Origin of the sequence: Halomonas sp. Ps84H-12, assembly GCF_024124725.1 — a bacterium.
Lineage (GTDB): Bacteria > Pseudomonadota > Gammaproteobacteria > Pseudomonadales > Halomonadaceae > Vreelandella > Vreelandella aquamarina.
Window position 1 is genome coordinate 1 of record NZ_JAMXSJ010000006.1, and the last position, 25,243, is coordinate 25,243.

The following is a 25,243-nucleotide window of genomic DNA, read 5'->3' on the forward strand; positions in this document are numbered from 1 at the left end:
TATCAAGCGGATGCACCGGTTGACGGCGGGCTGAGGGCTCGCCGCGCCCAACCGGCCAGCAGGCAAGGCGTCAGAACCGCCTTGCAGAAGCTGAGGGGCAGGTTAAGAGCCACACAACAGCACCAACGCCAACACCAACACCAACACAGGGGGGGTGAAGAACCCACGCCTCAGCTCATCCATTAACCTCAAGTCCGACAGACTGCTAGCACCCCGCATTCCCTTTGCCTACTGGGCGCTACCAGCGTCTCGCCGAATGTTGTCCGTCACGACAACTTCATCGTGCATTCATGAAATCGTCATCTACACTTTCTACTGTTCAGTGCACCCAAAAACCTTAAAAAAACGTACTGCGCACGACCGACAAGGAGCCGTTATGTCTCGTTTCACGTTGCACGCGCTTGCCCTCGGTGTGGCGACCGCCACGTTAAGTGTTTCTGCCAATGCCGCTACCGAAGTGACCTGGTGGCACGCCATGGGCGGTCAACTCGGTGAAATTCTGGAAGGCATGACCGAGGAGTTCAATGCTTCTCAAGATGAGTACCGCGTGACGCCCAGCTACCGCGGCAACTACACCGAAACCATGACCGGCGCCATTGCAGCGTTCCGCGCAGGCGAGCAGCCGCACATCCTGCAGGTGTTTGAAGTCGGCACCGGCACCATGATGAACGCCGAAGGGGCGATTTATCCGGTGTATGAGCTGATGGAAGCTCATGGCCGTGCGTTTGATCGCGAAGCCTTCCTGCCCGCCGTGGTGGGCTACTACACCGATACCAACGGCAATATGCTGTCGTTCCCGTTTAACTCCTCCACGCCCATCATGTACTACAACCGTGATGCGTTTGAGGAAGCTGGCCTAGACCCAGAACAGCCGCCGCAAACCTGGGAAGAGCTCGCAGAGTACGCCACTCAAATTACCGAGTCTGATGCTGCTAACTGCGGCTTTACCACCTCTTGGCCGAGCTGGGTGATGCTGGAGAACTTCTCCGCTATGCACAACTCGCCGTTGGGTACGCTGGAAAACGGCTTTGGCGGCATGGAAACCGAGCTGAACTTCAACAACGAGCTGGTCGCCCGCCACTGGGACAACCTGAAAACCTGGCAAGACGCTGGCGCGTTCAAATGGGGCGGCCCGGGTTCTGGCCCGGATGCCGAACCCATGTTCTACTCCCAGGAGTGCGCGATCTTCTTTGGCTCCTCTGCTTCCCGTGCCGACGTCGCTGCCAATGCCGACTTCGAAGTGGGCTTTGGCATGCAGCCCTACTACGACGACGTAGAAGGTGCGCCGCAAAACTCCATCATTGGCGGGGCTACCTTGTGGGCTTTGCAAGGCCACACCGATGAGGAGTACGCCGCCGTAGCAGCGTTTTTCGAGTATCTCTCCCAGCCGGAAGTTCAGGCCGAGTGGCACCAGCAGACCGGCTACCTGCCGATCACGCAAGCCGCTTGGGATCTGAGCCAAGAGCAGGGTTACTACGATGAGAACCCCGGTGCGGATATTTCGCTCAAGCAGATGACGCTGAACGAGCCCACCGAGAACTCCAAAGGCCTGCGCTTTGGCAACTTCGTCCAGATCCGCGACATCATCTCTGAAGAGATGGAAGCTGTGATGACCGGCAACAAGTCGGGCCAAGAAGCGGCCGATGCGGCAGTAGAGCGCGGCAACCAACTACTGCGCGACTTTGAATCCGCGAATCAGTAAGTAAGCACCTGCTTCGCCGCCTGCCCTTGGCAGGCGGCGAGCCTGTTTTTAAGTGCCCCACTTATTGGTGCCGTTTATAGACGCAGGATACGTTGCCTATGCAAACCAAACGCATGACCTTCCCAGGGCGTTTTTTGCCCTACGCCCTGCTGGCTCCTCAGGTCATTGTCACGCTGATTTTCTTTATCTGGCCGGCCGGACAAGCGCTCTATCAGTCGCTACTTCGTGAAGATGCTTTTGGGCTACGCACGACCTTCGTGGGGCTGGAGAATTTTTCCCGCCTGTTTCGTGACGGCAACTATCTCAACTCGCTCTCGGTGACGGCCATTTTTGCCATTGGCACCACGCTGCTGTCCATGGCGGCGGCGCTGCTGCTGGCCTGCACGGTGAATCGCATGATTCGCTCGCGCAGCACCTACACCACACTACTGGTATGGCCCTATGCCATTGCCCCCGCCATTGCCGGGGTACTGTGGTGGTTCATCTTCAATCCCTCCATCGGCATCGTGCCTTATATGCTGGATATGGTGGGCTATCAGTGGAACCACCGAACCTCAGGGGCGGACGCCATGCTGCTGGTGATTTTTGCCGCCGCCTGGAAACAGATCTCCTATAACTTTCTGTTCTTCCTGGCCGGGCTGCAGTCGATCCCCCAATCGCTTATCGAAGCCGCCGCCATTGATGGTGCCAGCCCCATGAAGCGCTTCTGGACCATTGTGTTTCCCCTACTGTCTCCCACCACCTTCTTCCTGATGGTGGTGAACGTGGTGTACGCGATGTTCGATACCTTCGGGATTATTCACGCCACTACCCAGGGCGGCCCCGCCCAGGCCACCAACACACTAGTGTACAAGGTGTACGCCGATGGTTTCGTGGGCCTGAACCTGGGGTCATCTGCCGCGCAGTCGGTGATTTTGATGGTGATTGTGGTCGCACTCACGGTGGTGCAGTTCCGCTTTATTGAGCGCCGGGTGAACTACTAGCCGCAGGCTGACTGTTGGAGTCTTGTCATGGTTGAAAATCGTCCCTGGGCGAACTTTTTTGCCCACTTAACGCTGATGCTCGGCGTCGCGGTGGTGGTGTTTCCCGTCTACGTAGCGCTGGTGGCCTCGACCCAAGCGCCGGGCGACCTGCTACGCGGCACGCTACCAATGTTGCCAGGTGCCCACGGCATCGAAAACTTTACCCGTATGTGGCAATCCGGCGTCTCAAACGCGGGCGCGCCGCCGGCCGGCACCATGCTATGGAACAGCTTCATCATGGCCATGGCGATTACCGTGGGTAAGCTGTCGATCTCGCTGCTTTCCGCGTTTGCGATTGTCTACTTCCGCTTCCGCTTTCGGATGTTCTTCTTCTGGCTGATTTTCATCACGCTGATGCTACCCGTCGAAGTCCGCATTATTCCGACATTTCAGGTCGTTGCAGATCTCAATATGCTAAACAGCTTCGCGGGGCTTTCGATACCGCTGATTGCTTCCGCCACCGCGACGTTTCTGTTTCGGCAGTTTTTCATGACCATCCCCGAGGAGATGTTGGAAGCGGCCCGGGTGGATGGCGCAGGCCCACTGAAATTCTTCAAAGACATTTTGATGCCGCTCTCCATCACCAATATCGCCGCACTGTTCGTGATCATGTTTATTTACGGCTGGAACCAGTATCTGTGGCCGCTGCTGATCACCACCGACCCGGACTACTACACCATTGTGATGGGCATTCAGCGCATGACCTCTGAAGAGAACCCCCAGTGGCACCTTATTATGGCCGCCGTGGTGATGGCGGCTCTGCCACCGGTATTAGTGATTCTGTTTATGCAACGCCTGTTTGTGAAAGGCCTGACCGAGACGGAGAAATAACCATGGCCAGCATTACCTTGGAAGGGCTGAAAAAAACCTACGCGGGCAACGTGGCAGCGGTCAAAGGCGTCGATTTACATATCCAAGATGGCGAGTTTGTGGTGCTGGTGGGGCCTTCTGGCTGCGGTAAATCCACCCTGCTGCGCATGGTGGCAGGCCTGGAGAGCATCACTGAAGGCACGTTAAAGATCGGCGAGCGAGTGGTGAACCAACTTGAGCCCGCCGAGCGGGATATCGCCATGGTGTTCCAAAACTACGCCCTCTACCCGCATATGACGGTGTACAACAACCTGGCATATGGCCTGAAGAATCGCGGCTTCAAGAAAGACGACATCGACCAGCGGGTGCGCACGGCGGCCAAGATGCTGGAGATTGAGGACTTTTTGGAGCGCAAACCGCGCAAGCTATCCGGCGGCCAGCGCCAGCGGGTGGCGATGGGCCGTGCGTTAGTGCGCGAGCCCGCCGCGTTTCTGTTTGATGAGCCGCTCTCTAACCTAGATGCTAAGCTGCGCGTGCAGATGCGCGTTGAGATCAAGCAGCTTCAGCGGCGGTTAAAAACCACCAGCCTCTATGTGACCCACGACCAGCTCGAGGCGATGACGCTGGGGGATAGGCTCGTGGTGCTCAATGCTGGTCAGATCGAGCAGGTGGGCACCCCGATGGAGATCTACGCCCGTCCGGCCACTATGTTTGTGGCGGAATTTATTGGCTCCCCGGCTATGAACATGCTGCCGCTGGATTACCTTGCGCAGCAGGATACCCAGGGCGTGCTGAGCCAGTTGCCGAAAGAGACTGATACCGTCGGCATCCGCCCAGACGATATGCAGCTCGCCCCGCCAGCCGCGCCCTATATAACGCTGAACGCTACCTTGATGTTGTTTGAAGCCGCCGGTGCAGAGAGCCATCTCTACCTAAACTTGGCAGGCAGCGACCAACCTACGGTGGTGCGTACCGCAGGCCAGCCGCCGGTCAGCGAAGGTGAAACGCTGCAGGTGTACGTGACCAGCGATGCGCTTCACCCGTTCAACAGCACCACCGGCAAGCGCACCGCCCATTAGTACGCAGCGCCTTAGGCGGGTAACAACGTTACTCGCCTAAGGCGCAGTCGGTACCGCTATGCCCCAATCCTATTCGCATGGCCGATACCGGCATGGTTACCTGGGTATTCAAAAAAGAGACGAGCACAAGCACCGCAACGACGTCTCTTGGTATATTGCCAAACGGCCTGGCACCCGCCAGAAGCGAGATGCCAGGCGACAGAAAGTCGAAAAAATCAAAGCCAGTATCCGTGCCAAGGTGGAGCACCCCTTTCGGTACATCAAACACGTTTTTGGTTATGGCAAGGCTCGCTATCGTGGACTGGCCAAAAACACTCAGCGCCTCACTTACTGCATGATGGCTGTCTGTCATCGCTTGTTCACTTGCCTGTCTTGGCAGTGTCATTGTGCCCGCGCAACATAATGAGAAACGTGATAAAGGGACGAATCGCTCATGCGGCTCTGTATCGTTAGCGAAACATGGTCTCCAGAAATTAACGGCGTTGCGCATACTCTCAACCGGATATGTCGTGAGCTGCAGCGGCTGGGCGTCACAATGGATGTGATTCGCCCTAAGCCTAAGGCACCCGGCAGTGCCGCCTATGCCACCCAAGAACTACAGGTTAACCACCTGGCGCTGCCCGGCTATCGTGATGTTCAGGTGGGATTTGCTCGCCCGTCCACGTTGCAGCGGTTTTGGCAACAGCACCGGCCAGATGTGATTTATTTAGCCACCCAAGGCCCGCTCGGCTGGGCAGCTCGCCAGGCAGCGCAACAGTTGAGCATTCCGCTGGTGGCAGGTTGGCACACCAACTTCGATCATTACTGCCATGATTACGGCGCCTCTTGGCTCTCTGCCGCGACTCGCCGCTATTTGCGCTACTTTCACAATGGCTGCGCACTGACACTAGTGCCCACTCATCAGCAAGCCACAGCTTTACGCCAACAGGGTATCCATGAAGTACAGGTGCTCGCTCGGGGGATTGATGGGGAAAAATTCTCTCCAGCTCACCGTAGTGCAGAGCTGCGTAAGCAGTGGGGAGTTAGCGAGCACCAGCCGGTCGCCCTCTATGTCGGGCGACTCGCACCAGAGAAGAATCTGGCCCTGCTACAAGAAACGCTGCAAGCCATGCGCAATGTGCGCCCCGATATGGCACAGGTGATCGTTGGTGATGGCCCAGGGCGTGCACAGTTAGAGAAGGCACTCCCTGACGCACATTTCACCGGATTTGTGGATAAACATGAGCTAGCTTGCCACTACGCCAGTGCTGATATGTTTGTATTTCCTTCGCTGTCGGAAACGTGGGGCAACGTAGTAACGGAGGCAATGGCAAGCGGCTTGGCGGTAGTTGCTTATCGTCATGCAGCCAGCGCGGAGCTGATCCAAAACGGCCATAACGGGGTGACCGTAGCGCCTAACGACGCCCACGGTTTTCAAGAAGCGGCCGTGGCACTGTGCCAACACCCCGCCGATTACGCACGAATAGGAAGAGTTGCCCGTTTACGCGCGCTAGAACAAAGCTGGTCGGGCATTGCTGAGCAATTTCTGCGCTACCTACACCATACCCAGGAGGTCCACCATGCGAGCTCGCCCGCTTGTCGTATTCGATCGTCTTGACCTGTGGGAGTGGCGGTTTTGCCAACGGGTCACGCACCTCTCGCTCTACCGCCCCTGGCGGCTAATGCTGAAAACAGCCAGTAAGTTAGGCGACTGGCCGGTGTGGGTACTGCTGATTGCTGCCCAGCCCTGGCTTCAACCTGATGGCACGTGGCGGATGATGCAGTACTCGCTGATCGCCCTGGTAGCTGTCACGGTTTATAAGCTGGTCAAAACCAAGCTGTGCCGAGAGCGCCCCTTTATCACTTACCTGGGAGGCGTACACTGCGGTGAACCCGCTCGAGATCGCTACAGTTTCCCCAGTGGCCACACCATGCACGCCGTCATGTTCAGCGTATTAGTGGCCGCCCACACCCCCTGGCTGCTGCCGATTGTGCTTCCACTCAGCCTACTCATTGCAATTTCTCGAGTGGGGCTAGGGCTGCATTATGTCAGCGATGTACTGGTTGGTGGCGTGATGGGCTATGGCTTTGCACTGCTGAGCCTTTATTGGATGGGGTAAGAGTCTCTACATGCCAACATGCAAAAGCCACCCAAAAAAAAGGTGGCTTTTTATTTATTATTCAATTACTTACATATCAGGCGGCATGTCGTCGCGATCCTCTGTAGCCGTCATAAATGATGTTTTAAACATCATGTACAGGCCCACCCCCGAAAACCCTAGAAACAGCACGAACATGCAGAACATCAATACCATCACCATAGCGCTTGTCCCTGTCAGTGTGCGGCCGATGCGTTGACGTCTTATAACCGCTGATTTTGGTTTACCCGAAAGGATAGACCAAAATACTTTGCATATCTGTACAGGAACTATGCAACACCCCTAAGGCGAGAAAAAACGTTATATAAATCAATGTATTAATGATTGAAAAATAAACGCAAAAAAACCACCTCACAGTTGCAAGATGGCTGTTTTGCATCGCTGCCACTCCTTGGCTTCGATGATCAGCACGGCCTTATGCTGATAAGAGTGAGCAGGCTAAGAGTCCATTCACGTCCGTGATGCTTACTGGGCCTCCTGCCCTCCTCTATTGCCTATTAGCCTGCTCACGCTTTGATGGGTTGGAACTTGGTTGCCAACAGTGAAATTGGTTAAATCATCAATGGTGACACTATAAGTATTAACACTTATAACACTGCAGGCATTGGGCCAATCATACCAATAAATAAAAAATATCTTTAATATCAATAAATTAAACAAAAAAATAAAAGCCCAGCCTAACCGAAATTGACAGAAAACTCAGGGATGACATGGGTAATATTGACACATGCGACAAATGCGCACGGTTCACATCTATGCTAAAGAGAGATAAGCAGCGTTGGTAAAACGTTCCACCTCATGGCTACTTACCGGTGGCAACCCGCACCAACAGCGCTTATGTTACTCATCACACCATGACGCCCCAGCGGGGCATTATTTAGCAGAGAGGAAAGACCCAATGAAACGCACCATTGCGCTTGGCATACTCTTACTGGCCACACTACTCACCATTAGCGGCTGTAACACAGTTCGCGGTATGGGCCAGGATATTGAGCAGGGTGGTGAAGCCATTCAGCGTTCGGCGGATTAACCATGATGATGACCGTCTACCTTTCACATGGCTTGGAGAGTGGCCCAGGGGCACTGAAAATGCAGGCGCTCAAGGGTATTGCTGAACAGCTTGATGACTGTGAGCCGGTCGTCATGGATTACCGGGGCATGGACGAGCCAGCCGAGCGATTGAAACACCTTACCGCTACTCTGCTGGCTCGTGGTGATGACCCCGCCCGCCGTGTATTAGCAGGCTCAAGCTTAGGCGGCTGGCTCAGCGCTGCCGCCAGTGCGCAAACACCGGTGTTGGGCTGTTTTTTACTCGCCCCCGCGCTTGGCCTGCCTGAGTACCCAGAGACCTCACCGACGATTCAAGCCCAGCATACGCATATCATTCATGGCTGGCGCGATGATGTGGTCCCCCCAGGCCCAGTGATTGAGCGTGCTCGCCTACAGCGCTTGTCACTGCGAATGATTGATGACGATCATCGCCTGCATAGCAGCCTGGACATTATCCTGGACGACTTTACACGCTTCTTAGCCCAGTGTGCGGACGCCCGCCCACCGGTTTAGCCTCAGCAACGCAATGGAAAACGAAAAACGCGTAAAGCAGTCGACATCAACTGCCTTAAGGCTCAAGAGGGCTAACGCGGTGCGCATCGGTTTGGGTTTGGCTGCGCTGCTCACAGGCACCTTAACCACGCACGCCTACGGAAGCTGCCCGCAGCCTGGGCAGTGGTGGCAAGGTGAGCGGGCCACTTCTCATCAAGCGCTTCTCGCTCAAGCAGCCCAGCGGCAAGTGGTGCTGCTTGGCGAACAGCACGATGCCATTGACCACCACCGCTGGCAGTTACATACCCTGGCGGGGCTACATGCGCTTCGGGAAGATATGGTTATTGGCTTGGAGATGCTGCCAAGGAGCGCGCAGCCGGTATTAGATCATTGGGTGGCTGGCCAGCTTACCGAGACAGAACTATTGACCCAAAGCGAGTGGGAAGAGGCCTGGGGGTTTGATGCCGAACTCTATTTACCGATCTTCCACTTTGCCCGGCTACAGCACATTCCGCTGGTCGCACTCAATATTTCACCAGAACTACGCCAGCAGCTCTCAAAAGAGAGTTTTGAAAGCGTACCTGCCGAACAGCGTCATGCTATTCCCCCACCTCTGCCTGCCAGCCCTGCGTACCAAACTCGGCTAAAAGAGGTGTTTGAACAGCATGCCATGGCCCAAGAAAACTCGGAAATGCTGGAACGCTTTACCCAAGCGCAGCTCACCTGGGATATCGCCATGGCCCACGGCCTGGCAGGCGCGGCAAAAGAGGGGGCGTTAGCCGTTGGCTTAATGGGCCTTGGGCACGTCACCTACGGCCATGGTGTGGAGCATCAGCTAGAAGGACTGGGGATTCAACACACTTTCAGCCTGCTGCCCTGGGAACAGGCTGAGTGCGACCTCCCCGAGCCAACACTGGCTGATGCCGTGTTTGTACTCCCTGCCCCCATTTCCGCCGAGCCGATGCCCTAGGCGTCATCCGCCAACGCAGGCAGCAGCGTTTTTAGTTTACGGGTAAGCGTATTACGCCCCCAGCCCAGCAGCTCAGCGGCCTCGCCTTTGCGACCACCGGTATGTTTGAGTGCAGTTTCAATCAAAATGCGCTCGAAATCAGGTACCGCCTCTTCCAGCAGGTGCGTATGGCCTTCTGCCAAAGCATGATCAGCCCAATCGCGAAATGCTGAACGCCAATCACCGTGAACGCTACTTTCCGACGCACCGACCGTGCGTAGCTCTGGCGGCAGGTCTTCTACCAGGATTTCCCGGCCAGAGGCCATGACCGTTAACCAACGGCAGATATTTTCCAGCTGACGTACGTTGCCGGGCCACGGCAGCCGGGTTAAGTGCGCCTCTGCCTCAGGGGTCAGCACTTTGATATCGGTGGAAAGCTCTTTCGCCGCTTCGGCCAAAAAATGCCGGGTTAGCCGGGGAATATCTTCGCGGCGCTCGGCAAGGCGCGGTAGATGAACGCGAATCACGTTCAGACGGTGGAACAAGTCTTCACGAAAGCGCCCATCATCTACCAACGACTCTAGGTTCTGGTGGGTTGCCGCGATAATCCGCACATCAACTTTTACCGGGGTATGCCCGCCCACGCGGTAAAACTCGCCGTCGGCCAGCACGCGCAGCAGACGGGTTTGCGTCTCAGCGGGCATATCGCCGATTTCATCCAGAAACAGCGTGCCACCGTTGGCCTGCTCGAAGCGCCCTTGGCGCTGGGCAGCCGCCCCGGTAAACGCGCCTTTCTCATGGCCAAACAGTTCGGACTCTATTAAGTCACGAGGAATTGCCGCCATATTCAAAGCAATAAACGGCTTGCCCGCCCTCGGGCTGTGCTGATGCAGCGCCTGGGCGACACGCTCTTTACCGGTGCCCGACTCACCGTTAATCAGTACCGTAATGTGCGAGTGGGAGAGCCGCCCAATGGCGCGAAAGACTTCCTGCATGGCGGGCGCTTCACCGATGATCTCGGCGCTTAGGCCTTCCGGCACGCTCACCGGCCGCTGGCGTTCACGGGCGTGGGCTACCGCACGGCGTACCAGCGCCAGCGCCTCATCCACATCAAACGGCTTGGGCAAGTACTCAAACGCCCCCCCCTGATAAGAGGCCACGGCGCTGTCTAAATCGGAGTGAGCGGTCATGACAATGACCGGCAGGTCCGGGTGGGCTTCGCGAACCCGTGACATTAAATCCAGCCCATCAATCCCCGGCATGCGAATATCGGTCACCAACACATCCGGTGGGCTTTCCAGCAGCCGTGCCAGCGCTGTGTCGGCACGCTCAATACACTCAACCTCTAGGTCTGGCTGCGCCAGTGCGCGCTCCAGCACCCAACGGATAGCGCGGTCATCATCGACAATAACCACCCGTGCAACATCGGTACGTGTCGCCTCAGTCATGACGCTTCTCCGGTGCAATTAATAACTAATGGAATCAGTAAACGAAATTCGGTATGTCCAGGTCGTGAGTCGCATTCGATCAATCCTTGATGTTGGTGCAAAATTGACTGAGCAATGGATAGCCCCAAACCGCTGCCTTCCGCGCGGCCAGACACCATCGGGTAAAAGAGGGTTTCGCGTAGGCTTTCAGGAATGCCAGGGCCGTTATCAATCACGCCGACTTCGCTCACTAGCCGGTGCCGCTCGGCGCCTAAAGTGAACTGGCGCCGGGCACGGGTGCGTAGAATCAGCTCCGGTGAGGGGGTCTCTGCATCGCTCATGGCCTGCACCGCGTTACGCGCCACGTTCAATACCGCTTGAATCATTTGCGACTCATCACCGGAAAGATCCGGCAGGCTGGGGTCGTAATCACGGTTGACGGTGACATCGGGATGCTCGGCAATCAGCAGCGCTCGCACTCGCTCCAGCACTTTATGGATATTGACCGGCTCATGCTTAATGATGCGGTTCGGGCCCAGCATGGAATCAACCAAATCTCGTAAGCGGTCTACTTCTTCGACGATGATATGGGTAAATTCCCGCAGCGCCGGGTCGTCTAAATCACGCTCCAGCAGTTGCGCCGCACCGCGAATGCCGCCTAATGGGTTTTTCACCTCGTGGGCCAAGCCCCGCGCCAGCACCTTAATGGTCTCTTGGCGGGTGGTGAGCGCCTCTTCGCGGGAGATCTGCATCAAGCGGTCTCGCGGCTCGACTTCCAGCAGCAGCTCATCGGCTGAGAGGGGCGTTACCGTATAGTCCACCGTGAGCGGCTCACTATTGAGCGGCGTGACACGCGCTTCCCGCTGGGTATAGGGGTGAAAGGCATCCCGCGCTTTGGCCAATACCTCATCAATACTTTCCCCACCGCCTAGCAAGGTATCTAGACTAATACCCTGCACACGGCTAAAGCTCACCGCTAGCAGCGCTTCCGCCGCTGGGTTCATCCAGCGGACACGGAGTTCACCGTCGAGCAGTAGCACTGCGGTGGTGAGATGTTCTAATAAGCGCTGATACATGGCGTGTCCTGAAACGTCGCTCTAATAATAGTGTGATGAACACTAGCGTGATGGGATCGTTGAGAGAGGAACTGCAAAAAGCGCGCCAATTAAGCACAAACGGCGGCATGCACGGCTGATGGGCAGCCGGTGTGGGCACAGCGAGCCGTTATAGCGCACTGCCGAACAAATTCAGATACTCCTATGCACCATTGTAGTGCATTGCACTATTCAGCAATAAAAATAGTCACCGGATCGGTGCGGTGTTGAATACGCCCTTGGCTATCCAACAGTTCGGCCTGCAGCTGGTGTTGGCCCGCTGGCAAGCCCGCCAGCCAGAACGCATCGCTATGCAGGGCAGATTGGCTTAGTTCGCCATTCACGAGCAGTTGAATTTGGTGGTCGTCGCGTAGCGGCGGCGAAACCGCCACTTCAACCGGCGTCATATTACTTCGCAACGAGGCCCCCGCCGCTGGGTTAGCAATCGCAAAGCGGTCATAGGGCATAAACGGTTGGCCAGGATTCCCCTTGGCGCGGGGAGACGGAGAAGCAGGCCGAACAGCGGTAGGCACGCTTGGCAGCGGGGCCAGCGTGATCGCTTTACCACCGCGCTCTGGGTTGTCAGTAAACGTCACGTTGCCCTGCGCATCCACCACGCGATACACCGTTTGAGCCTGCGCAGCGCTTACCCACAGGCCCAGCAGCAGCGCAGCCCCTGTGGGCAAACCACTTTTTTGACGCAAACGCCATCTACTGATCATTACTTTCTCACCCTTATGTTGCTCCAACAAAAAACCCCGCCGAGGCGGGGTTTTTCAGGCTAATCACACCGCAAGGGTGATGTTAGCACTCTTGTTAAAACGGTGTTTAGCAACCGTTCTTAGCAAGAGTAGTACATGTCGAACTCGATCGGGTGAGTGGTCATGCGAATGCGCTCCACTTCTTCCATCTTCAGCTCGATGTAAGCATCGATCATTTCATCAGTAAATACGCCGCCTTCAGTCAGGAACGCACGGTCAGCATCGAGTGCTTCCAGTGCTTGGTCCAGGCTGTTGGCAACGGTCGGTACGGACTTGCCTTCTTCCGGCGGCAGGTCGTACAGGTTCTTGTCCATGGCATCGCCAGGGTGGATCTTGTTCTTGATACCGTCGATACCCGCCATCAGCATCGCTGCAAACGCCAGGTAGGGGTTAGCAGTCGGGTCAGGGAAGCGAGTCTCTACACGCTTGCCTTTCGGGCTGGCAGTGTAAGGAATACGGATAGACGCAGAGCGGTTACGAGCACTGTAGGCCAGCATAACCGGCGCTTCGAAGCCCGGTACCAGACGCTTGTACGAGTTGGTAGACGCGTTGGTGAAGGCGTTCAGAGCACGGGCGTGCTTGATGATACCGCCGATGTAGTACAGAGCCATTTCAGACAGGCCCGCATACTCGTCGCCAGCAAACTGGTTCTGACCATCTTTCCAGAACGACTGGTGTACGTGCATACCAGAACCGTTGTCGCCTACCAGCGGTTTCGGCATGAAGGTAGCGGTTTTGCCGTAAGCGTGCGCCACGTTGTGGATCACGTACTTCATTTCCTGAACTTCGTCAGCTTTCTTCACCAGCGTGTTGAATTTAACGCCGATTTCGTTCTGACCCGCGTTGGCAACTTCGTGGTGGTGAACTTCCACGGTCTGGCCAATCGCTTCCAGGGTGTTACACATCGCGCCACGGATATCGTGGAAGCTATCGACCGGAGGAACCGGGAAGTAGCCGCCTTTCACGCGCGGACGGTGACCCAGGTTGCCGCCTTCTACTTTATTGTCAGTTGCCCAAGCGCCTTCATCAGACGTGATTTTGTACATAGAGCCCTGGATATCGGACTTCCAGTGCACTTCGTCAAAGATGAAGAATTCCGGCTCTGGGCCGAAGAAGGCGGTGTCGCCCAGACCGGTAGACTGCAGGTAAGCTTCTGCACGCTTAGCGATAGAGCGCGGGTCGCGATCATAGCCCTGCATGGTAGCAGGCTCGATGATGTCGCAACGCAGGATCAGGGTAGCGTCTTCGGTGAAGGGGTCCAGGAAGCCGGTGCCGTCTTCCGGACGCAGGATCATGTCGGATTCATTAATGCCTTTCCAGCCTTCAATAGAAGAGCCGTCAAACATTTGGCCGTTTTCAAAAAACTCTTCATTCACGTCGCGTGCCGGTACGGTGACGTGCTGCTCTTTACCGCGCGTGTCGGTGAAACGCAGGTCTACCCACTTAACATCATGTTCTTCGATTAGCGCGAGAGTCTTGGCTGACATAGTGTCCTCCGGTATGAGCGTGGCTTAAAGCTTGTAACTGTAAGCTATCGATAAAAGTGTTATTCAACAAACCGTTCAACACGCAGCTGCATGTGGCGCGTTTGTCTTTTTTGTTCGCTTAACGTTTGCCTGACGATGGACAACAAAACGCCCAGCGATCATTTCAGACCGGCTATCGTTGTAGCATGCCGAGAGGCTTCTGCATACGATCTAATAGCTGGTGACAAAACCATCTACAATGTATAAGCACAGAGCATGCCAACTCTGCACCATTATGGCATCAAAAATTTATAATGCTTTGTTTTTAAAATACAAAAACCTATGGAGAGATGCCTCTTCATGTAGCAAAGGCCTTTTGCTTGCGCACAAAAGCGCCTTTATTTTTTATTGGCGCACCATAAAAGCTCATAAAAAGGTATCAGTGCACCAGGTTGGTTCAAAAAACCCAGCGCCTAGCGAGCTACCGTCAGAAAACTTTATCTTGATACGCAAATAAACCAACATCTACAACAAATTACTTTCAGACATGCTTAACAACAAAGTAAGCCGCTTACATGAGTACGGTTTGCTTTATCGTTGACGCAACAGTGACAGGAGCCTTGCTACCGCGACACCTACGTTCCATCCGAGAGTCGGGCCTTGCAGAGCATGTGGTGCCAATTATTGTGACATGCAATCAGATAGATGAGCGGCTATCGCCCATTGAGCAGCGCTACCATGTGCACTGCTTAATCACGCCCTCGCAAACGCTAAGCGCACGGATCAACCGGGCAGCCTATGTGAGCCAAGCGGAATGGGTGATGATTGCGCTGGATAAACAGCCCCTGGCAGCACAGCTGTGGTACCTACTCTACCCACAGCTACACACCCTAGCGCTAGACGCGCTCTTGATTAGATTGGCCGAGTTCTGCCAACGCACACTACACTTAACGAGCCTTCTTATTTTTATTCACCCATAGTAAGGACGCTCACCATGCACAAGCACATTGAATGGGACGAGCCCGGCAGCGCCAGCGTAGCAGCCCTCTTCAAGGACGACCCCGAACACACGCCCCCCTACCCAGGTGCCGTGCTTTCCGCCCGTTACCAAGGCCGCATTGTGCGGGTCAAAGTAGAAGCCTACCGCGAAGAAGATGCCGTGAGCATTGGCAGCGTGGCCGCCATTCTCGACCAACGCGGCCACCGCTTTCAGTCACACCAAAATCTCAACGTGGGCGATATGGTGCGACTCCCCGACGACAAACGCGCCATCGAACGCTGGGAAGAGGAAGAGGATGAGGAGAAGGAATAGTTGCGGAATTTCTGATGCGCGGCCACAGAATCCGACTAACACACCCGCTTTGGCGAGTTCACGCATGGCGGCTTGGGTAATGGAGGTACCTGTCCCCAATAAAATCGAGGTGGTATTGGCAATGGGGATATTCCAGTAGCGGGATTTGCTGCCCTCATCGGTCACGTACTCCACTCGCCCTCCATTTACCAACACCCGGCAGTGCTGGAGGTAATAAAGGTTTGCACGCTTGGAATGCAGGATGGTGAAGGCGAAAAGTCATCCATGGCAGCTCTCCCTATATTTTTTACCTATCTAACCATCCTTCGCTTTATAACGCCATTAATCTTCGCCATTCTTAGCCCGTCTGATTCACCCCGGCCCTGCGCTATCGTCGTGCTACGCTTAATGCTAATTCACGGCTTTTAGGTGTTCTGTTATGCGCTTACGTCAACTTTCACGGGGTACCTTGGCGGCGGGGGCGGCGCTGCTGCTGTCGCTGCCTGCTCAGGCACAAACCAGTGCCGATTGGGCAGCTTACGATGAGGTGTTTGAAAGTGGGGCGCAGCACGCGCAGTGGTGGGATGCGGGTTGGACGGGCATCTATGCTGCAAGCCTTGCGTTTGATGCTTACCAAGCCAGCGAAGCCAACGACCCGGACGACCGTTTTGATGCCCGCGTAGGAGTCGTAAAATCCGCCTTAGCGCTGGGCGGTATGCTGACGGATCGCCAGCCGCATCAGGCGGCGCTGGTAGAGTACGAGCGCCTTAAAGCGCAGGGTGAGTTAAGCGGCGTGCAGGCGTTGGGGCTTTCGCTTGCCCAGGCGGAGCGTGAACGCCGTGGGTTTGAGGCGCGGGTTAGCTCGCTGGTGGTGAACACTGTGGCGGGGGCGGTAATTGCCGCTGACGGTCGCGAGCGGGATGGTGCCATCAACTTCGCTACAGGCATGCTGATTAATGAGCTGCACATTTGGACGCAGCCTAATCAGGCCTCCAGCGCGATTAACCGCTTTCAGCCTGCCCGCGTGTCTCTTGGCCCCATCACGTTAGAAGGTGAATACGCGCTGATGGTGTCGCCCCAGCAGATTGGCGCCACCTGGCGCTATTAGGTCGTTACCTCCTCTCTACACTATTTATCTATGTTTAGTGCCTACATTGCCATCGTCGCTTTGTTAGGCACTTTTGGAGTGGGCGGAAGATTAGCGCGCTTACCGTTGTCAGCGCGCCGTGAGCGCGTAAAATATCCGCCACTTTTTTGGTTTCACCAAATGTTATGTTATAACTTATTTATTCGATAGCGAGGACGCTCGATGAGTGAGCACATGCATCGCCATAACAAGGAAGGACCTTGTCATTTTTCGCTGATGTCGTTGTCTGCCACTAAGCGGTTGGGCTTTGTCGCGCTGCCGTTGCTGGCGCTTTGGGGGCTGGTGGTGTGGGCAGGCGGGTGGCCGTTATGAGTGAACGTTCCTCTTCGCGTTTGCAGCTGCACGACCTGCACTTGGCCCAGGGCCGTCGCACGGTGTTAGAACATGTGGATGGCGATATTAAGCCCGGCGCGATTACCGCGCTCATTGGTGCGAACGGTGCCGGTAAAAGCACGCTGATTCAGGCCATTATGGGTGAACTGCGGCCGATTAGCGGCAAGGTGGTATGCACGGTGGATAAAGCGCGCCGTGCCTGGCTGCCCCAGCAGCTGGCGTTAGACCTCACCTTCCCCATGAGCGTGGAAGAGCTGGTGATGACCGGCAGTTGGCCAAGCCATGGTGCCATGAAAGGTTACTGCGCGGCCCACTACCGCAAAGGCCGCGAGATTATGGCGCGCCTGGGTATTTCTCACTTGGCTCACCGCCCGCTGGGCGAGCTTTCCGGAGGCCAGCGCCAGCGAGCGCTGATTGGCCGCACGCTAATGCAGGAAGCGGAGCTGCTGCTGCTAGACGAGCCGTTTGCCAACGTAGATAGCGATACGGTCGATATTCTGATTCGCATCTTGCGCCAGATGGCCGATGAGGGTGTCACGATCATTATTGTGCTGCACGATATGGACCACCTGCGCCGCTTGGCGGATGAGGTGTTAATGCTGAATGGCGGCCATGGCCGCTGGGTCGCTCCCAGCGCGCTCAACCACCAGCATGCCCCGGCCCAAATGGTGCCGTTTACCTTAGGAGGCCGTCATGCTGGCACTGCTTGATGCATGGTTCATTGCACCGTTTGATTACGGCTTTATGCGCCGTGCCGTGGTCGGCGGGCTGGCACTTTCCTTGGCTGCGCCGCCGCTGGGTGTGTTTCTGGTGCTGCGCGGCATGAGCCTGATTGGCGATGCCATGGCCCATGCCATTTTGCCGGGGGTGGCGCTGGGCTTCTTGCTGGCGGGGTTTTCGCTGCCGGTGATGAGTGTGGGCGGCGTGCTGTTCGGGCTGATGGTGGCGCTACTGGCCGGGGCCGTTTCCAAAATGGGCGGCCAGCGGGAAGACGCAGCCATGGCGAGCTTTTTCATCATTTCGTTGGCGGCGGGCGTCATGTTGATTTCCATGGGCGGCAGCAGCGTGGATTTAACCCACGTGCTGTTCGGCTCTATTTTGGCGATTAACTCCACGGCGCTGCTGCTGATTGCCTCGATCAGCACGCTGATTGTGATCACTCTGGCGATTATCTTCCGCGCCCTGGTTGTGGAGTGTTTAGACCCGCTGTTTTTACGCGGCCAAAGTAGTCGTGGCGGTTGGGTACATAGCGTCTTTTTAGGGCTACTGGTACTGAACTTAACGGCGGGCTTCCAAACCCTGGGCACGCTGATGGCCGTTGGCTTAATGATGCTACCCGCTACGGCAGCACGGTTTTGGAGCAAGCGGTTAGAAGGCTTGATTGGGATTGCCGTGGTGTTGGCGATGCTGGCCAGCACCGGCGGGCTACTGCTGTCGTTCCATTTAGACACGCCCTCAGGCCCGAGCATTATTTTGCTGGCCGGGGTGGCGTATTTACTCTCGGCGCTGTTTGGCCGTTACCACAGTTTGGCCGCTAAGTTGCGGCGCAAAACCACGCCCTTGGCGCTGGAGCAGTCGCACTAGCGGGTTGATGTTCATACGGTTATTTCTTAAATCAGGAGCATGTTATGTCGCTTTTCTCTTCATCGCGTTGGCTAGTGGGCGTTTCGGCCATATTGGCACTGCCTGCCGCCATGGCGAACGAGCGGGTGCAGGTTGTCACCAGCTTTTCTATCTTGGCGGATATGGTGGAAAACGTCGGTGGAGAGCATGTGACGGTCAGCTCGTTGGTGGGCCCTGATGGCGATGCCCACGTTTTCTCCCCTAGCCCTGGCGATGCCCGTGCGCTAGCCGGGGCCGATTTAGTGGTCTTCAACGGCCTGCTGTTTGAGGGCTGGATGGAGCGCCTGATTGACTCCAGCGACTACAGCGGCCCAATGGTCACCGCCACCGACGGCATTGTTCCGCGGGCGTTTGCGGCCCATAGCCATGATGACCACGGGCACGAAGCGCATGAGCATCATGATCATGGCGATCACGACCATCACGGGCATGGCGAAGAAGAGCACGCCCATAATGACCATAGCGACCACGATCATGGCGATAACGACCCTCACGCTTGGCAGGACCTGCAGCAGGCCAAGGTCTACGTCACCAATATTCGTGATGGATTGATCGAGGCGGATAGCGCCAATGCGCAGAGCTACCAAGCCAACGCCGAGCGCTACTTGGCGGAGCTGGATAGCGTTGATGCCGAGATTCGTGAGCTGCTCAGCGAGATTCCTGCATCGGCCAGTGTGATCACCGGGCACGACTCGTTTGGCTACTTCTCTAGCGCCTATGGCGTTAATTTTCTCTCACCGGTCGGGCTCTCTACCGAAGCCGACCCCAGCGGCGCCAGCATGGCGGCTTTGGTGGATGTGATTGAGCAGGAGAACGTGCAAGCGCTGTTCCACGAGAACATGACCAACCAGTCCATTATCGTGCAACTGGCCGAAGAAACCGGCCTGCCCATCGCAGGCACGCTTTACGCGGATGCGCTGGCCAGTGAAGGCGATGCCAGTACGTACCTGGGCATGATGCGCCACAATGCGCAGGTGCTGCACGACGCTCTTGCAGAGCCGGGCCATGATGATCATGGTTATGACGACCACGACCACGACCACGACCACGACCACGACGATCATGGTCATAGCCACTGATTCATACCGTGAAGACAAAAATACCGCCAACCCGGCGGTATTTTTTTGCATTGCATTTTGCGCGGTGGATGGGGAGACTTGCATCACCGACTTTCGTTAACGCTGTTTAAACCGCTGCAAAGAGCCAATGCCATGCGCCTAAACGCCGATTTTAGCCACTTTGCCTGTGTCACGCCGGAGCAGTACCACTGGGTGGCCTCCCCCAGTGCGGGCGTAGAACGAATGATGCTGGATCGCATCGGCGATGAAGTGGCCCGAGCCACTAGCCTGGTACGCTATGCGCCTAATAGCCAGTTCAGCCACCACACCCACGACGGCGGCGAGGAAATTCTCGTGTTAGAGGGCGTGTTTGCGGATGAGCATGGCCGCTACTCCGCTGGCAGCTACCTGCGTAACCCGATTGGCACTGGCCATACGCCGCAGATTGGCGAAGAGGGCGCGCTGATACTGGTTAAGTTGCATCAGTTTGATGAGAACGACCTGCTCCAACTGGCGATTCCTGCCCACCGCTTGCCCTGGCAGCCTGACCGTCGGCCGGGCATTACCTACAAAATGCTGCACACCTTTGGCGATGAGCGGGTCAGCCTGGAGCGTTGGGAGAGCGATACCACCATCGACTACCCTGCCCTGCCCGGAGGCTTAGAGCTATTGGTGCTGGAAGGCTCGCTGTGCGACGCGGGCAGCGAGTACCCGAAAGGCAGTTGGTGCCGCTACCCACCGGGTGCGGCCCCGCAGCTTCGTGCAGGCCAACACGGTGTAATGATGTACGCTAAGCGCGGGCACCTATCTAACGCCCTTTCCCAGGCTAGCGCGCCAGGCCAATAAATGGCAGCAGAGTGAGCAGCGCAATCAGAACCACAGCCACCATTACCAGCGTTACCTGAAACGGGTGCTCCGCTAAGCGCCGCCAGAGTGTTGGCGCTTCATTGCGGGCCAGCGCCTCTTTATGGGCTTGGCGTGCGTTAGCTTGGCGTTCGGCCTGATACTCGGTCAATGCGGCCTCTGCGTCGTCACGCTGGGCAGGGTTGCGCAGCCAAATGGCATCGACCCCCAGGCGGAAAAAGCCCGCCTGGGTTTCGTACACATCAAAGCCATGCTCATCCAGCAGTTGGCGGACTTCCATGGCCTCTTCATCGGTTACATGGCGCAACCGAAACAGCAAATGGGCCACCTTAGTCGCCCATGGCTGCCATGCGGTCGGCTTGAATCACTTCAATCCAGTAGCCATCCGGATCTTTCACGAAGATAACGTCTTTCATCTTGCCCTGGTCGGCACGCTTCACGAAGGTGACATCGTGCTCATCAAACCACGCCTGGGCGGCTTCTAAATCCGGCACGTTGAAGCAGATATGGCCAAAGCCCTGGGGCTCAGCGTTGCCATCGTGGTAGGCAAAATCCTGCTGGGTTTCGGTGCCCCAGTTGTGGGTCAGTTCCAGCAGGCCCTTCTGGCTGAAAGTCCAGGCGGTGCGAGCGTTCTGGTCCTCCGGCACCTGGTCGTCGGCTTCCACGTTGGCCAGAAAATAGAGCGAGAACTGCATTTCTTCGAAATCCAGCCGCCGCAGCACCTGCATACCGAACACTTTGGAGTAGAACGCCAGGGCGCGTTCCGGGTCTTTTACCCGCAGCATGGTGTGGTTTAAGCGAAAACCCTGAGTTTGCGGGGCAACGGGGGCAACGCCTGGGTACTGTTCACCTTGAAACGACATATAACTCTCCTATTGCGGGTTGGGGCATTATGAAAAGTATGCTGATATAACGCAAATTCTTTGACGAACATATTACCTTGTACAAGGCTTAGGCTGCTAACAGCGTCAAGCTGTCTACCGCTATTTGCGTATTGATCATTTTGCTTACTTCCCCCTGTTATGAGGGCGCAGGTTGTATATTTCCAGCCCTCGCCCAAGGAGCCTTTATGTTCCGCGATCGAAACGTACTAGGTGAGCCGTTAACACCCTGCTGCCACTCTCCTAATCGTTGCTGAAAAGTAGCGGCTGCACTGGGGCTTTACAGCCTCGCCCAAGGCTAGGATAGTACCCACCAACGACAGGGGCGCCGCCCAGCGGCTGAGAAGCACCCTTCGAACCTGAACCGGATAACGCCGGCGTAGGGAGTCGTGGTGCTCACCACCACCTCCTTCGCCGGGAGGAAACCATGACCTACCCCCCACTTGGCGACATGCTCGCCGCTCTACGCGAGTCTACGCCGCTCGTGCACTGCATGACTAACTATGTTGCGATGAACAGCACGGCTAACCTGCTGCTGGCTACGGGCACCTCGCCTGCCATGCTGCATGCCCCTGAAGAGGTGGCTGAATTCACCGCAATAGCGGGCGCACTCTCCATTAACATTGGCACGCTCTCTACCCCTTGGGCAGAGTCGATGCAGCTTGCCGCTCGCACGGCTAAAGAAACAGGCACCCCATGGGTGTTAGACCCCGTAGCGGTCGGGGCCACCGCCTTTCGTCAGCAGGTCTGCACCGCGCTGCTTGCCCATCGGCCTAACGTCATTCGCGCCAACGCATCGGAAGTCATGGCGCTCACTGGCTTAGCCAGCCAAGGTCGCGGCGTCGATGCCACCACCACAACGGAGGATGCCGCCCAAGCGGCGATCAAGCTGGCACAGCAGCAGTGCTGCATTGTTGCCATGACCGGCGAAACCGATTTTATTACCAATGGCACCCACCACTACCGTTTAACGGGCGGCCACACGCTAATGCCGCGCGTAACCACCCTGGGCTGCGGGTTAAGCGCTTTGGTAGCGGGTTTTTTGGCCGCCAACCAGGCCCATCCACTTTCGGCAACGCTGGCTGCGCTGGCGTGCTTCAGCATTGCCGGAAGCCGTGCGGGGCAGCAGGCCAGTGGGCCGGGCAGTTTTCAGGTCGCGCTACTGGATGCGCTGTATGCCCTTACCCCTGACGATCTCTCTTCTCTTAGCCAGCTGGAGACGCTCCATGCCGTTTGATCTTTCGCTCTATTTAGTCACCGATGCTGCGTTATGCGCCGAAACGGGGCTTGAAGCGACCATGGAAGCCGCCGTGAAGGGGGGCGTGACCATGGTGCAGCTGCGCGATAAGCATGCCAGCGATGAGTCCATGATTGCCCAGGCAACACGGCTGAAAGCACTGCTGGAAGGTAGCGGTGTGCCCTTGATTATTAATGACCGGCTAAGTGTGGCCGTCGCCAGCGGCGCCGACGGCCTGCATGTAGGCCAGAGCGATACCGCGGTTCAAGAGGCGCGGGAGGCGCTGGGGCCGCAGGCCATTCTAGGACTGTCGATCAACACCCTCACGCAGCTTCGTGACGCGCCCATCGCGCTGTTGGACTACGTCGGGTTAGGCCCCATTTTCGCCACTGCCAGCAAGCAAGATCATGCTCGGCCCATCGGCTTCGAGGGCTTGGCCGAGCTGGTGCGCGCCTGCCCGTTGCCCAGCGTGGCGATTGGCGGCTTAAAGGCGCAGCACGCCGCCCAAGTGAGTGCCGCCGGTGCCCAAGGGATGGCGGTGATTTCTGCGATCTGCGGCCAGCCCGACCCTTACCGGGCGGCGCTGGCGTTTCGCGCCTCATGAGTCGGCTCGACCAACTGACCGCCTTCGTCAAAGTGGCGGAGCTTGGCAGCTATACCCGCGCTGCCGAGGCACTGGATCTTTCACGTACGCGGGTGTCGCGGCAGGTCATGGCGCTAGAGGAGACGCTGGGCGCTCGCTTGATTCAGCGCACGACGCGGCGGCTGCATCTTACCGATGCGGGAGAGCGCTATTTAACCCATGCCCAGGCTATTTTGCTGGCGTTGGAGGAGGCCGCTGCCGATGTCGGCAGTGGCACTCACACTGTGAGTGGGCGGCTGCGCATCAATGGTCCCATGAGTTTCGGCACGCGCTATCTCGCGCCTCAGGTAGCGCAGTTCATGCAGGCACACCCCGCACTCGACGTACGCCTCGATCTCAACGACCGCCGCGTAGACTTGTTGGAGGAGGGCTATGATGTCGCCATCCGCATCGGTAGCCTGCCCGACTCCAGCCTGATCGCCAGACGGCTAGCCCGCTGCCAGCTCGTGCTGTGCGCGTCACCCGGCTATTTAGCGCAGCACGGCACGCCTTTGCGCATCGAAGACCTTACCCAGCACCACTGCCTACGCTATCGCAGCGGGCAGAACAGCGGCGACTGGCGCTTCGGCCAGCAGTACGTTAGCGTCACGGGGCCGCTGGAGAGCAATAATGGGGATATGTTGACCCATGCCGCAGAAGCGGGATTAGGCATCGCCCAACAACCCAGCTTTCTGATTCATGAGAGCATCCAGCGGGGGCACTTGGTGCCGCTTCTATTAGACCTACCGCCGACCTACCTAGACATACACGCCCTCTACCCCGCACGGCGTTTTCTACCCGCCAAGGTAGCGCACTTCATCGACCAATTGGCCGATGCCTGGGGCGACCCACCCATATGGGAACAGGGGCTTGGATTATCGCGTATATCGCAACAGTAAAGTGCTCATCGGTTAGATTATCTTCTCCACTCGCTGGCCTACAGTAGCATCATCGCATCCATGGTGATGCTCAAAACGCGAGAGAGTGCTATGACGACGTTAACTACCCCGACGACAATCCTTCATGCGACCGCCCTACTGCGCGTTAGCCTAGGTGTGATGGCCCTGGCTCACGGCCTGATGAAAGTGTTCGTGTTTACGCTTCCTGGCACGGTGGGCTACTTCGAATCGCTTGGCCTGCCCGGTTTCATGGCTTACTTGACCATTGCCGCCGAAGTCGGCGGAGGCTTGGCCCTGGTGCTGGGCCTATACACCCGCTGGGTGAGTCTGGCGCTAGTACCGGTGCTGCTCGGCGCAGCCTGGGTACACCTCGGTAACGGCTGGGTCTTCTCCAATCCCGGCGGCGGCTGGGAGTTCCCAGTGTTCTGGGCCGTGGCCCTCCTGGTGCAAGCCGGCCTGGGCAGCGGTAGCTTCGTCATCAGCCGCCGACTGGCATAATCCAATGGCCTGCCGAGAATCACACGTTGGCAGGCCCACTGACTGGAGTGTATCCTATGTTACCGAGTCTCTTCATTTCCCATGGCTCTCCCATGCTGGCGCTCACCCCCACCCCCGCCCATCACTTTTTACGGGAGTTGGGCCAAACCCTACGCCCCAAGGCCGTGGTGGTCGTTTCCGCGCACTGGGAAACCCCACACTTGCAGGTCAGCAGCAGCGTAAAGCCTGTCACCATCCACGATTTTGGCGGCTTTCCTGATGCGCTATTTGCGGTTCAGTACCCTGCCCCTGGTAACCCTGAGCTGGCCCAACGGCTGGCCAAGCAGCTCGGCGCCACGCCCGTGGAGCGCGGGCTGGACCACGGTGCCTGGGTGCCACTCTCACTGATGTACCCTGACGCTGACGTGCCGGTAGTGTCGCTTTCGCTTCCCAGCCGTTGGAGTAATACCGAGTTGATAGCCCTGGGCGAGCAGCTGGCAATGCTGCGCCAGGAGGATATTTTAGTGGTTGGCTCGGGGAGCTTGACCCATAACCTCTATGAGCTTCAGCCACAGGGTAGCCAGATACCGGCCTGGGTAGGCAGCTTTGCCGAGTGGGTTAATGCACGGCTGCGCGAGGGCGATCGTGACGCGCTGGCCAACTGGCAAACCGCCCCAGACGCCAAGCGCAATCATCCCACGCCAGAGCACTTCCAGCCGCTGCTGGTGGCTATGGGAGCAGGCGGCAGCGCCGCCACCCAGCTACACCACAGTGTTGAGCACGGCGTGCTGGCAATGGATGTCTATCAGTTTGCCTAGCGC

General features: G+C 57.1%; 28 protein-coding genes, 1 pseudogene and 1 riboswitch. Of the genes and pseudogenes, 23 read left to right on the plus strand and 6 right to left on the minus strand.

What is annotated here, in order from left to right:
- The first annotated feature begins 376 nt into the window (after nt 1–376).
- The 10 genes and pseudogenes from ugpB to NH344_RS04235 all read left to right on the plus strand — a co-directional run bounded on the left by ugpB (nt 377) and on the right by NH344_RS04235 (nt 9,263).
- Complete coding sequence (gene ugpB, locus NH344_RS04190) at nt 377–1,702, plus strand: sn-glycerol-3-phosphate ABC transporter substrate-binding protein UgpB (protein ID WP_253027578.1); 1,326 nt, start codon at nt 377–379, stop codon at nt 1,700–1,702.
- Nucleotides 1,703–1,800: 98 nt separating this feature from the next.
- Nucleotides 1,801–2,685 carry a sn-glycerol-3-phosphate ABC transporter permease UgpA gene (gene ugpA / locus NH344_RS04195; RefSeq protein ID WP_044628793.1) on the plus strand — a complete coding sequence of 295 codons (885 nt, stop codon included), beginning with the start codon at nt 1,801–1,803 and terminating at the stop codon, nt 2,683–2,685.
- Between the two features lie 27 nt (nt 2,686–2,712).
- Complete coding sequence (ugpE, locus tag NH344_RS04200) at nt 2,713–3,555, plus strand: sn-glycerol-3-phosphate ABC transporter permease UgpE (RefSeq protein WP_054641590.1); 843 nt, start codon at nt 2,713–2,715, stop codon at nt 3,553–3,555.
- Between the two features lie 2 nt (nt 3,556–3,557).
- Nucleotides 3,558–4,613, plus strand: coding sequence for a sn-glycerol-3-phosphate import ATP-binding protein UgpC (locus tag NH344_RS04205; RefSeq protein ID WP_044628795.1), 1,056 nt, complete (start codon nt 3,558–3,560; stop codon nt 4,611–4,613).
- A gap of 139 nt (nt 4,614–4,752) precedes the next feature.
- A pseudogene (locus NH344_RS04210) lies at nt 4,753–5,016 on the plus strand (transposase); the annotation flags it as partial.
- Nucleotides 5,017–5,046: 30 nt separating this feature from the next.
- Nucleotides 5,047–6,210, plus strand: a complete 1,164-nt coding sequence (locus tag NH344_RS04215) for a glycosyltransferase family 1 protein (RefSeq protein ID WP_044628797.1) — start codon at nt 5,047–5,049, stop codon at nt 6,208–6,210.
- Nucleotides 6,173–6,712 carry a phosphatase PAP2 family protein gene (locus NH344_RS04220; protein ID WP_044628798.1) on the plus strand — a complete coding sequence of 180 codons (540 nt, stop codon included), beginning with the start codon at nt 6,173–6,175 and terminating at the stop codon, nt 6,710–6,712. Before NH344_RS04215 ends, NH344_RS04220 begins: the two co-directional genes overlap by 38 nt.
- Nucleotides 6,713–7,649: 937 nt before the next feature.
- On the plus strand, nt 7,650–7,781 hold the full coding sequence (locus NH344_RS04225) for an entericidin A/B family lipoprotein (protein ID WP_044628799.1): 132 nt from the start codon (nt 7,650–7,652) through the stop codon (nt 7,779–7,781).
- A 5-nt stretch (nt 7,782–7,786) separates the two neighbouring features.
- Nucleotides 7,787–8,314, plus strand: coding sequence for an alpha/beta fold hydrolase (locus tag NH344_RS04230; protein ID WP_044628858.1), 528 nt, complete (start codon nt 7,787–7,789; stop codon nt 8,312–8,314).
- 79 nt (nt 8,315–8,393) lie between these two features.
- Entirely contained in the window at nt 8,394–9,263 is an 870-nt protein-coding gene (locus tag NH344_RS04235) for a ChaN family lipoprotein (protein WP_240312623.1), read from the plus strand.
- Here the strand turns inward: NH344_RS04235 and ntrC are convergent.
- The 4 genes from ntrC to glnA form a co-directional block, all read right to left on the minus strand.
- On the minus strand, nt 9,260–10,690 hold the full coding sequence (gene ntrC, locus NH344_RS04240; RefSeq protein ID WP_058578629.1) for a nitrogen regulation protein NR(I): 1,431 nt from the start codon (nt 10,688–10,690) through the stop codon (nt 9,260–9,262). The two genes, NH344_RS04235 and ntrC, sit on opposite strands and share 4 nt — an antisense overlap.
- Nucleotides 10,687–11,745 (minus strand): nitrogen regulation protein NR(II), encoded by a 1,059-nt coding sequence (gene glnL / locus NH344_RS04245; protein WP_253027579.1) that lies wholly within the window; start codon nt 11,743–11,745, stop codon nt 10,687–10,689. Before glnL ends, ntrC begins: the two co-directional genes overlap by 4 nt.
- A 206-nt stretch (nt 11,746–11,951) precedes the next feature.
- The gene (locus tag NH344_RS04250) at nt 11,952–12,485 is read right to left on the minus strand and encodes a DUF4124 domain-containing protein (protein WP_253027580.1); all 534 of its coding nucleotides are present in this window, start codon (nt 12,483–12,485) and stop codon (nt 11,952–11,954) included.
- A gap of 119 nt (nt 12,486–12,604) precedes the next feature.
- Entirely contained in the window at nt 12,605–14,011 is a 1,407-nt protein-coding gene (glnA, locus tag NH344_RS04255) for a glutamate--ammonia ligase (protein ID WP_044628803.1), read from the minus strand.
- 665 nt (nt 14,012–14,676) lie between these two features.
- On the opposite strand from glnA, the gene NH344_RS04260 reads away from it, so the two are divergent.
- From NH344_RS04260 to NH344_RS04295, 8 genes are all read left to right on the plus strand, one after another.
- On the plus strand, nt 14,677–14,970 hold the full coding sequence (locus NH344_RS04260; protein WP_152621775.1) for a hypothetical protein: 294 nt from the start codon (nt 14,677–14,679) through the stop codon (nt 14,968–14,970).
- Between the two features lie 14 nt (nt 14,971–14,984).
- Nucleotides 14,985–15,302: a hypothetical protein gene (locus tag NH344_RS04265; protein WP_044628804.1), complete on the plus strand. Its 318-nt coding sequence runs from the start codon at nt 14,985–14,987 to the stop codon at nt 15,300–15,302.
- Between the two features lie 418 nt (nt 15,303–15,720).
- Nucleotides 15,721–16,389, plus strand: a complete 669-nt coding sequence (locus NH344_RS04270) for a hypothetical protein (protein WP_044628805.1) — start codon at nt 15,721–15,723, stop codon at nt 16,387–16,389.
- A gap of 201 nt (nt 16,390–16,590) precedes the next feature.
- Nucleotides 16,591–16,740 carry a hypothetical protein gene (locus NH344_RS04275; RefSeq protein ID WP_162835825.1) on the plus strand — a complete coding sequence of 50 codons (150 nt, stop codon included), beginning with the start codon at nt 16,591–16,593 and terminating at the stop codon, nt 16,738–16,740.
- Nucleotides 16,737–17,471, plus strand: coding sequence for an ABC transporter ATP-binding protein (locus NH344_RS04280; RefSeq protein ID WP_044628806.1), 735 nt, complete (start codon nt 16,737–16,739; stop codon nt 17,469–17,471). The genes NH344_RS04275 and NH344_RS04280 overlap by 4 nt, the downstream gene beginning before the upstream one ends.
- Entirely contained in the window at nt 17,455–18,345 is an 891-nt protein-coding gene (locus NH344_RS04285; protein WP_044628807.1) for a metal ABC transporter permease, read from the plus strand. The genes NH344_RS04280 and NH344_RS04285 overlap by 17 nt, the downstream gene beginning before the upstream one ends.
- Before the next feature lie 44 nt (nt 18,346–18,389).
- Nucleotides 18,390–19,463, plus strand: a complete 1,074-nt coding sequence (locus tag NH344_RS04290; protein ID WP_044628808.1) for a zinc ABC transporter substrate-binding protein — start codon at nt 18,390–18,392, stop codon at nt 19,461–19,463.
- A gap of 132 nt (nt 19,464–19,595) precedes the next feature.
- The gene (locus NH344_RS04295; RefSeq protein ID WP_044628809.1) at nt 19,596–20,288 is read left to right on the plus strand and encodes a cupin domain-containing protein; all 693 of its coding nucleotides are present in this window, start codon (nt 19,596–19,598) and stop codon (nt 20,286–20,288) included.
- Here NH344_RS04295 and NH344_RS04300 read toward each other — a convergent pair.
- Both NH344_RS04300 and gloA read right to left on the minus strand, forming a co-directional pair.
- Nucleotides 20,269–20,634 (minus strand): DUF6164 family protein, encoded by a 366-nt coding sequence (locus tag NH344_RS04300; protein WP_253027581.1) that lies wholly within the window; start codon nt 20,632–20,634, stop codon nt 20,269–20,271. The two genes, NH344_RS04295 and NH344_RS04300, sit on opposite strands and share 20 nt — an antisense overlap.
- A gap of 1 nt (nt 20,635) precedes the next feature.
- Nucleotides 20,636–21,169 carry a lactoylglutathione lyase gene (gene gloA / locus NH344_RS04305; protein ID WP_253027582.1) on the minus strand — a complete coding sequence of 178 codons (534 nt, stop codon included), beginning with the start codon at nt 21,167–21,169 and terminating at the stop codon, nt 20,636–20,638.
- 329 nt (nt 21,170–21,498) lie between these two features.
- A riboswitch (TPP riboswitch) is annotated at nt 21,499–21,590 on the plus strand.
- A gap of 24 nt (nt 21,591–21,614) precedes the next feature.
- Here gloA and thiM point away from each other — a divergent pair.
- From thiM to NH344_RS04330, 5 genes are all read left to right on the plus strand, one after another.
- A complete protein-coding gene (gene thiM, locus NH344_RS04310) occupies nt 21,615–22,424 on the plus strand; it encodes a hydroxyethylthiazole kinase (RefSeq protein WP_137092798.1) in 810 nt (269 codons plus the stop codon).
- Nucleotides 22,414–23,028, plus strand: coding sequence for a thiamine phosphate synthase (gene thiE, locus NH344_RS04315; protein ID WP_058579836.1), 615 nt, complete (start codon nt 22,414–22,416; stop codon nt 23,026–23,028). The genes thiM and thiE overlap by 11 nt, the downstream gene beginning before the upstream one ends.
- Entirely contained in the window at nt 23,025–23,945 is a 921-nt protein-coding gene (locus tag NH344_RS04320) for a LysR family transcriptional regulator (protein WP_044628814.1), read from the plus strand. The genes thiE and NH344_RS04320 overlap by 4 nt, the downstream gene beginning before the upstream one ends.
- Before the next feature lie 90 nt (nt 23,946–24,035).
- Nucleotides 24,036–24,443, plus strand: a complete 408-nt coding sequence (locus NH344_RS04325) for a DoxX family protein (RefSeq protein WP_044628815.1) — start codon at nt 24,036–24,038, stop codon at nt 24,441–24,443.
- 56 nt (nt 24,444–24,499) lie between these two features.
- Nucleotides 24,500–25,240 carry a class III extradiol ring-cleavage dioxygenase gene (locus NH344_RS04330; RefSeq protein ID WP_044628816.1) on the plus strand — a complete coding sequence of 247 codons (741 nt, stop codon included), beginning with the start codon at nt 24,500–24,502 and terminating at the stop codon, nt 25,238–25,240.
- Nucleotides 25,241–25,243: the final 3 nt, after the last annotated feature.

Excerpts from the sequence above, each read along its gene's own strand:
- ugpB (WP_253027578.1), top strand. The coding sequence starts at position 377 with ATGTCTCGTTTCACGTTGCACGCGCTTGCCCTCGGTGTGGCGACCGCC.
- ugpA (WP_044628793.1), top strand. The coding sequence starts at position 1,801 with ATGCAAACCAAACGCATGACCTTCCCAGGGCGTTTTTTGCCCTACGCC.
- ugpE (WP_054641590.1), top strand. The coding sequence starts at position 2,713 with ATGGTTGAAAATCGTCCCTGGGCGAACTTTTTTGCCCACTTAACGCTG.
- NH344_RS04205 (WP_044628795.1), top strand. The coding sequence starts at position 3,558 with ATGGCCAGCATTACCTTGGAAGGGCTGAAAAAAACCTACGCGGGCAAC.
- NH344_RS04215 (WP_044628797.1), top strand. The coding sequence starts at position 5,047 with ATGCGGCTCTGTATCGTTAGCGAAACATGGTCTCCAGAAATTAACGGC.
- NH344_RS04220 (WP_044628798.1), top strand. The coding sequence starts at position 6,173 with ATGCGAGCTCGCCCGCTTGTCGTATTCGATCGTCTTGACCTGTGGGAG.
- NH344_RS04225 (WP_044628799.1), top strand. The coding sequence starts at position 7,650 with ATGAAACGCACCATTGCGCTTGGCATACTCTTACTGGCCACACTACTC.
- NH344_RS04230 (WP_044628858.1), top strand. The coding sequence starts at position 7,787 with ATGATGACCGTCTACCTTTCACATGGCTTGGAGAGTGGCCCAGGGGCA.
- ntrC (WP_058578629.1), bottom strand. The coding sequence starts at position 10,690 with ATGACTGAGGCGACACGTACCGATGTTGCACGGGTGGTTATTGTCGAT.
- glnL (WP_253027579.1), bottom strand. The coding sequence starts at position 11,745 with ATGTATCAGCGCTTATTAGAACATCTCACCACCGCAGTGCTACTGCTC.
- NH344_RS04250 (WP_253027580.1), bottom strand. The coding sequence starts at position 12,485 with ATGATCAGTAGATGGCGTTTGCGTCAAAAAAGTGGTTTGCCCACAGGG.
- glnA (WP_044628803.1), bottom strand. The coding sequence starts at position 14,011 with ATGTCAGCCAAGACTCTCGCGCTAATCGAAGAACATGATGTTAAGTGG.
- NH344_RS04265 (WP_044628804.1), top strand. The coding sequence starts at position 14,985 with ATGCACAAGCACATTGAATGGGACGAGCCCGGCAGCGCCAGCGTAGCA.
- NH344_RS04270 (WP_044628805.1), top strand. The coding sequence starts at position 15,721 with ATGCGCTTACGTCAACTTTCACGGGGTACCTTGGCGGCGGGGGCGGCG.
- NH344_RS04275 (WP_162835825.1), top strand. The coding sequence starts at position 16,591 with ATGAGTGAGCACATGCATCGCCATAACAAGGAAGGACCTTGTCATTTT.
- NH344_RS04280 (WP_044628806.1), top strand. The coding sequence starts at position 16,737 with ATGAGTGAACGTTCCTCTTCGCGTTTGCAGCTGCACGACCTGCACTTG.
- NH344_RS04285 (WP_044628807.1), top strand. The coding sequence starts at position 17,455 with ATGCTGGCACTGCTTGATGCATGGTTCATTGCACCGTTTGATTACGGC.
- NH344_RS04290 (WP_044628808.1), top strand. The coding sequence starts at position 18,390 with ATGTCGCTTTTCTCTTCATCGCGTTGGCTAGTGGGCGTTTCGGCCATA.
- NH344_RS04295 (WP_044628809.1), top strand. The coding sequence starts at position 19,596 with ATGCGCCTAAACGCCGATTTTAGCCACTTTGCCTGTGTCACGCCGGAG.
- gloA (WP_253027582.1), bottom strand. The coding sequence starts at position 21,169 with ATGTCGTTTCAAGGTGAACAGTACCCAGGCGTTGCCCCCGTTGCCCCG.
- thiM (WP_137092798.1), top strand. The coding sequence starts at position 21,615 with ATGACCTACCCCCCACTTGGCGACATGCTCGCCGCTCTACGCGAGTCT.
- thiE (WP_058579836.1), top strand. The coding sequence starts at position 22,414 with ATGCCGTTTGATCTTTCGCTCTATTTAGTCACCGATGCTGCGTTATGC.
- NH344_RS04320 (WP_044628814.1), top strand. The coding sequence starts at position 23,025 with ATGAGTCGGCTCGACCAACTGACCGCCTTCGTCAAAGTGGCGGAGCTT.
- NH344_RS04325 (WP_044628815.1), top strand. The coding sequence starts at position 24,036 with ATGACGACGTTAACTACCCCGACGACAATCCTTCATGCGACCGCCCTA.
- NH344_RS04330 (WP_044628816.1), top strand. The coding sequence starts at position 24,500 with ATGTTACCGAGTCTCTTCATTTCCCATGGCTCTCCCATGCTGGCGCTC.